Here is a 14,000-nt window from a genome sequence, read left to right on the forward strand (position 1 = left end):
GATTTGTCGCAGCCGCAGTGCAGCAAAATGGTGACGGGATGATGACTGCGGCGGCGTCGCAGCAGCGCTCGCGCGGTTTTTCGTCCGATTGATTGCGGTTGCGGTTGCGATTGCGATTGCGATGCGCCCCCGGTTTCGCCGGCGCGAATCACAGAGCAAGATTCAGGGCGCGACGGCCCGTGCCGATGTCTAGAGTAGGCACCATCTACACTAGAGAGTGCGAGGTTCAGATGAAAACCGCCTATCCGACCGACGATGCCCGCTGGGGCGCCGTGACCGCCCGCGATCCGCAGGCGGACGGCGCGTTCTTCTATGCCGTGCGCACGACCGGCGTGTTCTGCCGCCCGAGCTGCGCGTCGCGGCTGCCGCGGCGCGAGCATGTGTCCTTCTTTGGCAGTTCGGCCGACGCGCGCGCGGCCGGTTTTCGTCCGTGCAAGCGCTGCCAGCCGGAAGGTCTGCCGCGCGAGCTCGAGATCGTCAATCGTGCGTGCGCGGTGCTCGACGCGCATCCGGAGCGGCTCACGCTGCAGCAGCTGAGCGACGCCGTGCACGTGAGCCCGTTCCACCTGCAGCGGCTGTTCAAGCGCGTGGTCGGCGTGTCGCCGCGGCAGTACCAGGCCGCGCAGCGCGGCGCCGCCTTGCGCGAGGCGCTGCAAAGCGGGCAGCCGGTCACGCAGGCGGCCGTCGACGCGGGTTTCAATTCGCCGTCGCGGCTCTACGCATCGGTGCCGCGCGAACTGGGGATGGCGCCGTCCGCGTTCCGTCGCCAGGGGGCCGGCCTGCGGATCGACTATGCGACCGCGTCGACGCCGCTCGGCACGGTGCTCGTCGCCGCGACCGAACAGGGCATCTGCCGGATCGCGTTCGGCGACGCGCCGGCGTCGCTCGTCGGCGAACTGAAGGATGCGTTCGCGCGTGCCGAGCTGGTCGAAGCGCCGTCGCGGCTCGCGCCGTTCGTCGCGCAGATCCTTGCCTACCTGGACGGCACGCGGCACGCGTTCGACCTGCCGCTCGACATCGCGCCGACCGCGTTCCAGCAGCGCGTCTGGGAAGCGCTGACGCACATCCCGTACGGCGAAACGCGCAGCTACTCGGAGATCGCCGAGGCACTCGGCTCTCCGCGTGCGGTGCGGGCCGTTGCATCGGCCTGCGCGTCGAACCCGGTCGCGCTCGCGATCCCGTGCCACCGTGTCGTGCAGAAGGGCGGCGCGCTCGCCGGATATCGCTGGGGCGTGCGCCGCAAGGCGACGCTGCTCGCGTCCGAGGCGCGCCATGTGCGCGACGATGAAACCGAAGCCGTTGCGGAGGGCAACGCAGTTTGAGCATCGAACAAACCACGATTGTGCAGATCGAGGGCGGCGGCCAGGTGCCGCCGTCCGCGCAGATGGCGCTGCGCTTCAAGGCGCCGTACGACTGGGTGCGCGTGCTGCGCTTCTTCAGCGGACGCGCGATTCCGGGTGTCGAACAGGTCGTCGACGGCGTGTATCGCCGTATCGTCGACCTGCACGGCGACGCAGGCCGGCTCACCGTCACGAAGCATCCGCGCCGGCATTGCCTGATCGCGACGGTCGACGGGGCGGCCGCGCGGCATGTCGACGACGCCTTCGCGCGCCGCGTCGCGTCGATGTTCGACCTCGGCGCCGACCCGGCCGCGATCGGCGGCGGGCTCGCTTGCGACCCGTGGTTCGCGCCGCTCGTCGAGGCCGCGCCGGGGCTGCGTGTGCCGGGCGCCTGGTCGGGATTCGAACTCGCGGTGCGCGCGATCGTCGGCCAGCAGGTGAGCGTGAAGGCGGCGACGACCATCGTCGGCCGGCTCGTCCAGCGGGCCGGCGAGCGCGTCGCGCACGACGACGGCATGGCGGCGCCGGACGGTGTGCCCGCCTGGCGTTTTCCGACGCCGGACGCGCTCGCCGCCTGCGATCTGGAGAAAATCGGAATGCCCGGCAAGCGGGCCGCGGCGCTGACGGGCGTGGCGCGCGCGGTGGCGGCCGGCCACGTGCCGCTCGATCCCGCACAGGCGGACCTCGAGACGCTGCGTAGCGCGTGGCTCGACCTGCCCGGCATCGGCCCGTGGACCGTCGAATACATCGCGATGCGTGCGTGGCGCGACCCGGACGCCTGGCCGGCGTCCGATCTCGTGCTGATGCAGTCGATCGCCGCGCGCGATCCGTCGCTCGACCGGCTCGCGAGCCAGAAACGCCGCACCGAAGGCTGGCGGCCGTGGCGCGCGTATGCGGCGCTGCATCTGTGGAACGACGTGGCGGACCGGGCCGGCGGCGCGCGCGGCGGATGACGGTCGCCGTCGTTTGCCAGTGGGTGCGACCGGGCAGGGCCGCGCTGCAACCCGCAAAGGGCGCGGGGCCGGCAGCGATCGGTCGGTCGTCCTCACGGTTGAGACGCTTGACGGCGATCAAGCCGCTCCGGCGTCGGTCGCCCCCTGCGTATGGTCGGCTCGACCGCGACGGTGATGCATCGCGGGTCCGGTTGAACGGGTTGCACCCGGCCGCACCGTTGCGTGCACGGTTCACGTTCCTTCCGACGAATGTCGCGTGATCGTCGCGTTCGGCGGTGCCGACGGCGGTCGGCCGCGCGCGGGGCGATCATCGGCATCGGCCCGCCCGGCGGCCCGCCACGGCCGGCGCGCACCGCCCGGCGCCACCTCAAGCGCGTGTGACGGCGAGATGTTAAAGTGCCCGCTACCAACGAAGCGACCAATAATCCAGCCGGCCGTGCGGCATCCTGCGCGCGGCCGTCACGCACTTGCGTCTCCATGTCGAACACCATGACTCACCGCCAGTCCGAACTGCTGCTGAATCGTCTCGAAGCGCTGAGCTCGGGCCCGACGCGGCAGCATCTGCCCGACGGCCTGCGCGGCATCGAAAAGGAAAGCCTGCGCGTGACGCGCGACGGGATGATCGCGTTTACGCCGCATCCGCGCGCGCTCGGTTCGGCACTCACGCACCCGGCATTGACGACCGACTATTCCGAAGCGCTGATCGAACTGATCACGCCGGCGGAAGCCGACGCGTCGATCACGCTCGAACGTCTCGACGATCTGCACCGCTACGTGTATGCGTCGCTCGGCGACGAGATGCTGTGGAACGACTCGATGCCGGGCCTGCTGCCGGCCGACGATGAAATTCCGATCGCCGACTACGGCACGTCGAACATCGGCCGCCTGAAGACGGTGTACCGCCGCGGCCTCGCGTATCGCTACGGTCGCACGATGCAGTGCATCGCCGGCATTCACTACAACTACTCGCAGCACGAGGAAGTGTGGCGGCGCCTGCATGCGGAAGAGGGCTCGACGGCCACGCTGGTCGACTACCAGTCGGAGCGCTATCTCGCGCAGATCCGCAACTTCCGCCGCCGCAGCTGGCTCCTGATGTACCTGTTCGGCGCATCGCCCGCGCTCGACGCGAAATTCCTGCGCGGCAAGCCGCACAAGCTCGACGCGTTCGATGCCGATACGCTGTACCGGCCGTATGCGACGAGCCTGCGGATGAGCGACCTCGGCTATTCGAACACGACCGCGCAGGCCGCGCTGCACGTCGACTACAACACGCTGCCCGGCTATCTCGACGCGCTGTCGAAGGCCGTGAGCGAGGCGTATCCGCCGTACGAGGCGATCGGCACGCATCGCGACGGCGAGTGGATCCAGATCAACACGAACGTGCTGCAGATCGAGAACGAGTTCTACTCGACGATCCGGCCGAAGCGCGTCACGTATTCGGGCGAGCGTCCGCTGCATGCGCTCGCGTCGCGCGGCGTGCAGTACATCGAAGTGCGCTGCCTCGACATCGATCCGTTCGAGCCGACCGGCATCGCGCTGGAGACCGCGCGCTTCATCGACGCGTTCCTGCTCGCCTGCGCGCTCGACGAGAGCCCCGTGCTCGACTGCGACGCGTACAAGGAAGCGAATGCAAACTTCGGCAGCGTGACGATGGACGGGCGCAAGCCGGGGCTCACGCTGACGCGCGACGGTCAGCCGGTCACGCTGCAGGCCTGGGCGGACGACCTGATGGCCGATATCGAGACCGTCGGGCGCCGTCTCGACGAGATTCGCGGCGGAGACGAGCATGCGCGTGCGATCGCCGCGCAGCGCGAGAAGCTCGCCGATCCGGAGCGCACGCCGTCGGCGCGCGTGCTGCGCGAGATGCGCGAGAACGGACAGTCGTTCCTTGCGTTCGCGCTCGCGCACAGCGAAGCGCATGCCGCGCACTTCCGTGCGAACCCGCCTTCGGCGGAGACGATGCGCACCGAGCAGGCGCTCGCGGCGAAGTCGCTGGCCGAGCAGGCCGAGCTGGAAACGAAGGAGGCCGGATCGTTCGACGCGTTCGTCGCGGCCTATCGTGCGTATACGCTGAACCGCTTCAGCGTTTGACCGCCGGCAGCCCGCTGCCCGCTACATATCGCGCGGCGGGCAGGCCGGCTGCGGACCGGCTGCGGACCGGCCGGTGGCGCGTTCACGCGCGCGGCCCGGTTGCACCGGCTTCAGTGATGCGCGTACGTGTCGCGATCGACCACGTGCGGCAGCGCCGGCTTCCCCGATTCCCCATTCGCATGGCCGTCGCTGCCGTAGCCGGCCGCATCGCCGCGCGCCTGCGCGGCACGCTGCATGATCGCCTGCATGTTTTGCGGAAAGTCGGGACTGCTGGCGAGACTCGTCCGGTAACCGGCGGCCTGCAGTTCCACGAGTTCCTGGCGAACGTCCGCGCGCGTCAGCGTCGACGCGGCCTGGGCCTGCGCGGCGACAGCCGAGCCGAGCAGCAGTAACGTGCACGCCGCAAGTTTCATGGTCTTCATCGTGTTTGCTCCGTGAGGTATCCGGAGCCGCGTCTTTGTCGGCGCGGGCGGAATCGATGCAGCCAGTCTAGGCTTCGGACGCCAAACGAAACACCCCGCTCGTCGTCAGTCACCTTTGTCGCCTGAGCAACATTGCGCCGGCGGCTTGCTGGCGTGCGCGTCAGCGGGGCGCCAGCCGCCATTCGGCGTGCGGCGGAGGCTGCGTACCGGCGCCGCGCGCATCGGGCTTGCCCCCCCTTGTGCAAGCGCGATGCGCCTCCTAACCTTTTTTAAGCGACCGATCGGTTGGCGCCGCGGCATGGTTGCATGCGCAAGCGTCGGGCGATTTTCGCTGCCGTGGAACGCACGTTCGATATGGGACCGGAGTCACCGCCAAAGCGCTCACTCCGGTCGACAACGGAGACACGAGACACGATGAATCCCACCGCCGCCCTGCCGCCCGGCATCCTGTTCGCGCAGCCGTTGACGCCCGTCGCCAACTCGCTGTTCCTGTCGTTCCTCGTCGCCGTGATCCCGATCGCGATCGCGCTGATCGCGCTCGGCGTGCTGCGCCGGCCGGCGTGGCAGGCGTCGCTCGCCGGCCTCGTCGCCGGCCTCGCGGTCGCGATCGGCGCGTGGGGCATGCCGGCCGGCCTCGCGTTCAACGCGGTCGGCGCCGGCATGGCGCTCGCGGTCGTGCCGGTGATGTGGATCGTGTTCAACGCCTTGCTGCTGTACAACATCGCGGTGAAGTCGGGCCGCTTCGACCAGTTCCGGCAGTGGATGCTCGACAACCTGCCCGACGACCGCCGCCTCGTGCTGCTCGTCGTCGCGTTCTCGTTCGGCTGTCTGCTCGAAGGGATTTCCGGGTTCGGCACGCCGGTCGCGATCACCAGCGCGCTCCTGATCGCGCTCGGCTTCCCCGCGCTCGAAGCGCTCACCTACACGCTGCTGTTCAACACGGCACCGGTTGCGTTCGGCGCGCTCGGCGTGCCGATCACCGTGCTCGGCGCGGTCACGTCGCTGCCGCCCGCGACGCTCGGCGCGATGGTCGGCCGGCAACTGCCGTTCTTTGCGCTGCTGCTGCCGTTCTACGTGGTCGGCGCGTACGGCGGCCTGCGCTCGATCTCGAAGCTGTGGCCCGCGCTGCTCGTGTCGGGCGGCAGCTTCGCGATCGCGCAGTTCGTCACGTCGAACTTCCTCGGCTACCAGCTCACCGACGTGCTGTCGTCGCTCACGTCGCTGATCGTCACGATCGGCTTCCTGCAGGTGTGGAAGCCGCAGCCCGATCCGCAATACGCGCTCGCGCGCAGCATGCCCGCCACGGCGGGCGCCGCGCGCGCGGGCTTCGGCGGGTGGCTGCCGTGGATCGTCGTTTCGGTGATCGTGATCGTCTGGGTGCACGCGAACGTCGCGGCGATCGGCGACGTGAAGATCAAGTGGCCGGGCCTGCACAACACGGTGTTCGTGTCGCTGTATCACAAGCCGTATGCGGCGATCTGGGACTTCCAGCCGCTCGGCACCGGCACCGCGATCCTCCTGTCGGCGATCATCACGGCCATGCTCACGCGCACCGGCGTCGGCGCGTTCTTCGAATGCGTGGTCAAGACGTGGCGGCAGACCTGGATCGCGATCATCACGGTGATGATGATCGTCGGGCTCGCGTACCTGCTGAACTACTCGGGAATCAGCTACACGCTCGGCACCGGCGTCGCGTCGACCGGCGCGCTGTTCCCGCTCGTGTCGGCGTCGCTCGGCTGGATCGCGGTGTTCCTGTCCGGCAGCGACACGTCCGGCAATGCGCTGTTCGGCAACCTGCAGGTGGTCGCCGCGCGGCAGCTCGGCCTCGATCCGGTGCTGATGGCCGCGACCAACTCGTCGGGCGGCGTGATGGGCAAGATGATCTCGCCGCAGAACATCGCGACGGGCGTGTCGACGACCGACCTGAAGGGGCAGGAAGGCGTCGTGTTCGCGCGCACCTTCTGGCACAGCGTGATCCTCACGCTGCTGCTCGGCGTGCTCGTGTTCCTGCAGCAGCACGTGCTGACGTGGATGATCCCCGCGCTGCCGAAGTAACGCACGGCGGGAAGCGAGAAGGAAGGCACGAGGAAAACAACGAGGGAAGGCGCGGGAAAAGTGCTGGAATAGCGCCGGAAAAGCAACGGGAAGTGCGGGGACGTGCAGGGAAGGACGCGTAACCGGTGAACGCGCGGCGGCTCAGCGCGCGTTCACCTGCCGCGTCGTGTGCGTTGCGTCGTGCGTCGCGGTCTGCGTCGGCACGATGCACGCGAGGAACGCATCGATCGCCGGGCTCTGGCGGCGCGCCTTCAGGTAGTACACGTATTCGTCGATCGTCGTGTCGACGCCGCGCAGCGCGACGACGCGCAGGTCCGGGTGACGCTCGGCCTCGCCGCGCGGAAACAGGCTTCCGCCCACGCCATGCAGGATCGCCTCGCGGATCGCTTCGCGGCTGCCGATCTCGGCGGCCGACGTGGCCGCGACCCCGGCCGTCGCGAGGATCGTCTCCGTGCAGCGGCGCGTGACCGACCCTTCCTCGCGAATCAAGAGCCGCACGTCGGCGAGTTGCGCGGCGTCGATCGCGTCGAAGCGTGCGAGCGGATGGTCGCGATGCACGACCAGCACGAGCGGATCGGTCGAGATCACCTTGCGTTCGAGGCCGTCCGCGTCATTGCGCTGCGACGACACCGCGAGGTCGATGCGGAACTCATGCAGCGCCTGCAGGATTTCCTCGGAATTGCCGATCCGGCACGTGAGCGCGATCGACGGATGCGCGTTCGAGAAGCGGCCGACCGCGTCCATGATGTAGTACGGCCCCGTCGCGCCGATCCGCAGGTGTCCTTCGAACAGGCCGCCGACGTTGCGCAGCATGAGGTCGGCCTGCGCCTCGAGCGCGATCATCTTCTCGACGAGCGGCAGCAGCTCGATACCGGTCTCGGTGACCTCGAGCTTGCGGCCGCTGCGATAGAACAGCTCGACGCCGTACAGCTGCTCGACCTGCCGGATCTGCGCGGCGATCGTCGGCTGGCTCACGCCCAGGTGGCGCGCGGCGCGCGTGATGCTGCCCTGCCGGACGGTCGCGTGGAACGCCTTCAGCTGATCGAACACGACTCGGCTTCTCCCCCCTCTTCATCGCGCGTCAGCGTAGCGCATGCGTGTGTCGGCAACATGAAAGGCGCGTCGTGCGCCGCTTCGAAAAAAAGCTGGGGGTGACCGCAAGAAACCTGCTGGAACCGGTCACGGCCGGGACATGCCGGTGCGGAGTAATAGCGGCAACGCACCGACCGCCGGCCCCGCTCGACCGGCGCCACCTTACCGACACTCATCGACCCACAGGATCCTCTTCATGTCCGCCACCAATCGACGCGATTTCCTGCGCCTCGCCGCCCAGTCGGCCGGTGCGATGGCCGCCTACGCCGGCTTCCCGCCCGCGATCCGCAAGGCGCTCGCGATGCCGGCCGCCTATCGCACCGGCACGATCCGCGACGTCGAACACGTCGTGATCTTCATGCAGGAAAACCGCTCGTTCGACCATTACTTCGGCGGGCTGCGCGGCGTGCGCGGCTTCAACGACCCGCGCCCGCACCTGCTGCCGAGCGGCGCGCCGGTGTGGCAGCAGCCGCCGGCGTCGGTGTTCACGAAGAACTACCACTCGCGCGGGCTCGACCCGTCCGCGCCGTACGTGCTGCCGTTCTACCTCGACCCGAAGCAGACGACCGAATTCCAGCCGGGCACCAACCACGGCTGGAGCAGCGGCCACCTGTCCTGGAACAACGGCCAGTGGGACCAGTGGGTGAACCAGAAGCAGGACGTGCTGACGATGGGCTACCTGAGGCGCCAGGACCTCACGTACCACTACGCGCTCGCCGACGCGTTCACGATCTGCGATTCGTACTTCTGCTCCGCGCACGCCGATACGGCGCCGAACCGCATCTACCTGTGGACCGGCACGATCGACTCGCGCAACGTCTACGGCACGCAGCCGAACGGCCCCGGCATCGGCGAGCGCAACAACCTGAACGGCTACACGTGGACGACCTACGCGGAACGCCTCGAGAACGCGAAGATCAGCTGGAAGCTGTACCAGGGCGGCACGGGCATCCCGGGCGACCCGACCGACAACTACACCGACAACTCGCTGATGTTCTTCAAGCGCTTCCAGGTGAAGGAAGGCGCGAGCGGCCCGCTGGTCGACAAGGGCGCGTCGGACCACACGCTCGCCGAGCTGAAGGCCGACGTGCAGGCGAACCGGTTGCCGCAGGTGTCGTGGATCGTGTCGCCGTACAAGTACAGCGAGCACCCGCAGGCGTCGCCGACCGACGGCGCGTTCTACATCAACACGGTGCTCGAGGCGCTGACGTCGAACCCCGAGGTGTGGGCGAAGACGGTGTTCATCCTCAATTACGACGAGAACGACGGGCTGTTCGACCACGTCGTGCCGCCGGTGCCGCCGGTCACGAGCGGCGTGGGCGGCCAGGGCATCGTGTCGCCGAACCTGCTGTCGAACCTCGGCGACGAGCTGCTCGACCTGAACAAGTACCCGGGCGAGATGAGCCCGCTGGTGCCGGGCGCGGACCCGGGCGGCATCCAGCCGATCGGCCTGGGGCCGCGCGTGCCGCTGATCATCATCTCGCCGTGGACGAAGGGCGGCTGGGTCTGCTCGGAGACGTTCGACCACACGTCGGTGCTGCGTTTCCTCGAAGCGCGCTTCGGCGTGATGGAGCCGAACATCAGCGCGTGGCGCCGGTCGATCTGCGGCGACCTCACGTCGGCGTTCGACTTCTCCGCGCGGCCCGATACGCGCACGGTGAGCTTCACGGTGCCGCAGCACATCGCGACGGCCGGCCAGGCGTACCAGGTGCCCGCGCAGCAGTCGATGCCGGCGCAGGAGCCCGGCACGCGTCCGGCGCGGGCGCTGCCGTACGAGCTGTTCGTGCATGCCCGCGTGAACGGCCGCGACGACAGCGTGTCGCTCGATTTCGCGAACTCGGGTGACGCAGGCGCCGCGTTCTACGTGTACGACCGCCGCAATCCGGCGACGCCGCCGCGCCGCTATGCGGTGTCCGCGCACGACCGCTTCGCCGATACCTGGAGCACGTCGGCCGCGCGCGGCGACTACCATCTCGCCGCCTACGGCCCGAACGGCTATCTGAGCGAATTCCAGGGCAACACGCGGCTGGCCGCGGACGGCCGCCACGCGAACCCGGAAGCGAAGATCGGCTACGACGTGCGCAACCGCCACGTGTACCTGCAACTGCGCAACAGCGGCCGTGCGGCGTGCCGCGTGGTCGTCGACAACGCATACAGCCATGCGCAGGCGCGCAGCTACACGCTGGAGCCGGGCGAGCGCATCGAGGATCACTTCGAGCTGTCGTCGAGCCACGGCTGGTACGATCTGACGATCACCGCGACGACGCTGCGCGGCGGCGACGACAAGGTCGTGCGCCGCTTCGCGGGCCACGTCGAGACGGGCCGGCCGAGCCAGAGCGATCCGGGGCCGGTCAAGCAGACGGCCTGACGACTGGCCCGTGTCGTGCGGTCCGGCGTGCTCACGCCGGCCGCGCGATGCCGCCTGCCGGTTGCATTCCGGCACGTGGCATCGTTTTTTGGAAACTGAAAACTGTTGACAATATATCGGGCCGAGGGTATATAACGATCATTCGCCGACATGGCGCCCTCGTTTTCTTCCGCGGCTTCGCTGCCTGCCCGACCATGACTGTCCCGAACGCGCTCAACGCCATCGAACTCCTGCAAAGCCAGTCGCTCGCGATGATTGTCCAGGACATGCTCGAGCGCGCGATCGTCTCCGGCGAATATGCGCCGGGCGAGAAACTCAACGAAGTCGATATCGCGACCAAGCTGAACGTGTCGCGCGGCCCCGTGCGGGAAGCATTCCGCGCGCTCGAGCAGGCCGGGCTGCTGCGCAACGAGAAGAACCGCGGCGTGACGGTGCGCATCGTGCCGCTGCGCGAGGCCGAGGAGATCTACGAGGTGCGCGCGATGCTCGACGAGTCGGTCGCGCGCGCGCTCGCGAAGCGCATTTCGCCCGACACGCTGAAGGTGCTGAAGGGCATCATCCAGTCGATGAAGGACGCCGCCAAGACGCACGATGTCACGCGCTACACCGAGCTGAACGTGCAGTTCCACGACGCGATGGTGGTCGGCGTCGGCAATACGCACCTCACCGATACCTACCGCCGGCTCGTGCGCCAGCTCGGGCTGCTGCGCCAGGCCGCGATCGAGGCCGAGGAGGATGCGATCGCGGTGTCGGCGGCCGAGCACGACAAGATCGTGCAGGCGCTCGCGGGCGGCGACGAGGAGAAGGCCGTCGCACTGGTGCGCGAGCACGTCGCGCATGGCCTCGCGCGGATGCGCCGCACGCACGAGCAGGGGCTGCCCGCGACGGGCAAGGCGGCGCGCGAGAAAGCCGCGCGCGTGTAACCCGGCCGCACGGGCCGTTTCGCCAAAAGCCAAGGGACGCTTCGCAGCGTCCCTTTTTCGTTGGATCGCGACGTCGTCAGGTCAACGCGTCGTCACGCCTTGTCGGCCTTGCCTGCCGCGCTCGCGAATTTCGCGAGCCACGTGTCGACCAGCGCCGGGCGCCGGCTCTCGTCCTCCGCACGCTCCTTGCGGCGGATCGCATTGCGCACGACGTGCGCGCCCACATAGCGGAGCGGCTCCGGCGGGAAATGGCCGAGCGGGCCGCGCACGATCGGGCTGCGCGTCCACGCGTTGTCGAGGCCGAGCACCAGCGACGACAGGATCTGTCCGCCCATGTAGGTCGGCCCGACGCCGTTGCCCGAATAGCCGAAGCCGTAGAACACGTTCGGCGCGTCGTCGAGACGGCCGAAGAACGGGAAGCCGGTCACCGAGCGGTCCGACGGGCCGTTCCAGCTCGCGGTGACCGGCACGCCCGCGAGCGACGGGAAGAATTCGCGCAGGCTCTGCGTGAGCTGCGCCTCGTACGGCGAGCGCCGGTCGAACACCGGCGCGATGCGGCTGCGCCACGAGAACGTGTTGCCGCCCTTGCCGAGCATCAGCCGGCCGTCGGCGGTCGTGCGGTAGTAGTACACGAAGATCCGCGAATCGAGTACCGACACGCCATCGACGAGCCCGGTCCGCTCGAGCAGTTCCGGGCATTTCTCGGTGATGACCATATCGCTCGACACGACCGCAATCGTGCGTTCGAACTGCGGGAAGCGGCTCGCCATCCACGCGTTGATCGCGAACACCAGCTTGCCCGCCCGCACGCTGCCGGACGGCGTGCGCACGACGGCCGGCTGCCCCGGCGTGAAGTCGACGAGCGGCGTGCGCTCGTAGATCCGGATCCCCATGTCGCATGCGACGCGGCGCAGCCCGCGCACGAGCTTGCCCGGGTGCACGGTCGCGGCGATCGGCGAGTACACGCCGTCGAGATTGCGCGCGGAGCCCGAACGGCGCGCGACTTCGGCGGCCGGCAGCGGCTCGTAGCTGTGGATGCCGCACGCGGCGAGCGCGTCGAGCACCGGCGCGAGCGTGCCGACTTGCGCGCGCGACGTCGCGGTGTACAGCGTGCCGTCGAGCCGTAGCTCGGCATCGATGCGATGCGCACGGCAGAAGTCGGCGATGTGCTGGACGGCCGCCTCCGACGCCTTCACGAGCCGGATCGCCTCGGCTTCGCCGAACAGGCGGCGCAGCGTCAGGAATTTCGCGGACCACGTGAGCAGGCACCCGCCGTTGCGCCCGCTCGCGCCGGCACCGCACAGGTCGGCCTCGAGTATCGCGATGTCGAGTGCCGGGTTCTGCTGCTTCGCCTGGATCGCGGTCCAGAGCCCCGTGAAGCCGCCGCCGACGATACAGACGTCGGCCTGCGTCGCGCCCTGCAGCGCGGGGGCGAGATCGCCGTCGTTGAAGAGTGCTTGTTCGATCCAGAAGGGTCGCATCGGATGTCGTGCCGGTAAGGGTCGGGCGCCGTGCCGCGCACGGCGGGAAAAGAAAACGAAACCGCCGCACGGCGACGCGCGGCGGTGCGGCAGGACGCGTCGCGTCAGGCCGCCGCTTCGGCGGACACGCGGCGCACGCCCATTGCCTTCAGCGTGTCGGCGATCGCGGCGACCGCGCCCGGAATGCCGGCTTCGCCGAAGTGGCCGATGCAGCCGACGCGGAACGTGTCGACTTCCGTCAGCTTGCCCGGATACAGAATGTAGCCGCGCTTTTTGACCTCCTGATAAAACCGCTTGAAGTCGTAGTTCGGATCGTCCGGCGCATGGAACGTGACGATGATCGGCGCCTGGATCGCCGGATCGAGGAACGGCCGAAAGCCGAGCGCGCGCATCCCGTCGATCAGCGCGCGAGTGTTGCGCTGGTAGCGGCCGCCGCGCGCGGCGAGCCCGCCTTCGTCGACGTATTGCGCGACGGCCGCGTCGAGCGCCGCGACCACGTGCGTCGGCGGCGTGAAGCGCCATTGCGTCGTGCGCTGCATGTAGACCCACTGGTCGTACAGGTCCATCGCGAGCGAATGGCTGTTGCCTTCGCAGCGCTCGAGCGTGGTGCGCTTCGCGATCACGAAGCCGAGTCCCGGCACGCCTTCGAGACACTTGCCGGATGCCGCGATCACCGCGTCGAACGGCGTCGTGCGCGCGTCGATGTCGATCGCGCCGAACGAACTCATCGCGTCGACGATCAGCCCGCGGCCGTGTTTCGCGACGACCTGCGCGACGTCGTGCAGCGGGTTCAGCACGCCGGCGCCGGTTTCGCAGTGCACGAGCGCGACGTGCGTGATGGTCGGATCGGCGGCGAGCGCGCGCTCGACGTCGGCCGGATCGACGCGGCGATCCTCGCTGTAGTCGATCGTCGTGAGCGTGCGGCCGAGCACGCGGCAGATCTTCGCCAGGCGCTGGCAGTACGCGCCGTTGTTCGGCACGAGCACGTGGCCGTCGCGCGGCACGAGCGTGCCGATCGCCGCTTCGACCGAGAACGTGCCGCTGCCCTGCAGCGGCACGCATTCGTGCGTGCCTGCGCCGTGCACGATCTGCAGCAGCCGTTCGCGCAGCCGCGCGGTGATCGCGTTGAAGTCGCTGTCCCACGAACCCCAGTCGCGCAGCATCGCGTCGCGCGTGCGGTCCGAGGTCGTCAGGGGGCCGGGGGTGAGCAGGATGGGCTGGGTGGCGAGCGTCATGGTGTCTCCTTGGTGAAGTCGGGACGTCACGTGAATGCGG

10 protein-coding genes are annotated in these 14,000 nt (G+C 69.0%); 6 read left to right on the top strand and 4 right to left on the bottom strand.

Annotated elements, in window-relative coordinates; all coding sequences use genetic code 11:
• Nucleotides 1-230: 230 nt before the first annotated feature.
• From ada to gshA, 3 genes are all read left to right on the top strand, one after another.
• Entirely contained in the window at nt 231-1,322 is a 1,092-nt protein-coding gene (gene ada / locus U5771_RS27765; RefSeq protein WP_322026945.1) for a bifunctional DNA-binding transcriptional regulator/O6-methylguanine-DNA methyltransferase Ada, read from the top strand.
• Nucleotides 1,319-2,293, top strand: a complete 975-nt coding sequence (locus tag U5771_RS27770; protein WP_322026946.1) for a DNA-3-methyladenine glycosylase family protein — start codon at nt 1,319-1,321, stop codon at nt 2,291-2,293. Before ada ends, U5771_RS27770 begins: the two co-directional genes overlap by 4 nt.
• A gap of 477 nt (nt 2,294-2,770) precedes the next feature.
• Complete coding sequence (gene gshA / locus U5771_RS27775; RefSeq protein ID WP_322026947.1) at nt 2,771-4,384, top strand: glutamate--cysteine ligase; 1,614 nt, start codon at nt 2,771-2,773, stop codon at nt 4,382-4,384.
• Between the two features lie 110 nt (nt 4,385-4,494).
• Here gshA and U5771_RS27780 read toward each other — a convergent pair whose 3' ends face one another.
• Entirely contained in the window at nt 4,495-4,806 is a 312-nt protein-coding gene (locus U5771_RS27780; RefSeq protein WP_322026948.1) for a DUF4148 domain-containing protein, read from the bottom strand.
• A 414-nt stretch (nt 4,807-5,220) separates the two neighbouring features.
• Between U5771_RS27780 and U5771_RS27785 the strand changes: the two genes are divergently transcribed.
• Nucleotides 5,221-6,861 (top strand): L-lactate permease, encoded by a 1,641-nt coding sequence (locus U5771_RS27785; RefSeq protein WP_322026949.1) that lies wholly within the window; start codon nt 5,221-5,223, stop codon nt 6,859-6,861.
• A 141-nt stretch (nt 6,862-7,002) separates the two neighbouring features.
• Here the strand turns inward: U5771_RS27785 and U5771_RS27790 are convergent, their stop codons facing one another.
• Nucleotides 7,003-7,911, bottom strand: coding sequence for a LysR family transcriptional regulator (locus U5771_RS27790; RefSeq protein WP_322026950.1), 909 nt, complete (start codon nt 7,909-7,911; stop codon nt 7,003-7,005).
• 238 nt (nt 7,912-8,149) lie between these two features.
• Between U5771_RS27790 and U5771_RS27795 the strand changes: the two genes are divergently transcribed.
• Nucleotides 8,150-10,321 (top strand): phosphocholine-specific phospholipase C, encoded by a 2,172-nt coding sequence (locus U5771_RS27795; protein WP_322026951.1) that lies wholly within the window; start codon nt 8,150-8,152, stop codon nt 10,319-10,321.
• 194 nt (nt 10,322-10,515) lie between these two features.
• Nucleotides 10,516-11,244 carry a phosphonate utilization associated transcriptional regulator gene (locus tag U5771_RS27800; protein ID WP_322026952.1) on the top strand — a complete coding sequence of 243 codons (729 nt, stop codon included), beginning with the start codon at nt 10,516-10,518 and terminating at the stop codon, nt 11,242-11,244.
• A 92-nt stretch (nt 11,245-11,336) separates the two neighbouring features.
• On the opposite strand, the gene U5771_RS27805 is transcribed toward U5771_RS27800, so the two are convergent.
• On the bottom strand, nt 11,337-12,725 hold the full coding sequence (locus tag U5771_RS27805; protein WP_322026953.1) for an FAD-dependent oxidoreductase: 1,389 nt from the start codon (nt 12,723-12,725) through the stop codon (nt 11,337-11,339).
• Between the two features lie 104 nt (nt 12,726-12,829).
• Nucleotides 12,830-13,960 (bottom strand): 2-aminoethylphosphonate--pyruvate transaminase, encoded by a 1,131-nt coding sequence (locus U5771_RS27810; protein WP_322026954.1) that lies wholly within the window; start codon nt 13,958-13,960, stop codon nt 12,830-12,832.
• Nucleotides 13,961-14,000 lie beyond the last annotated feature (40 nt).

Origin of the sequence: Burkholderia sp. BCC1977, from assembly GCF_905339595.1 — a bacterium.
Taxonomy (GTDB): domain Bacteria; phylum Pseudomonadota; class Gammaproteobacteria; order Burkholderiales; family Burkholderiaceae; genus Burkholderia.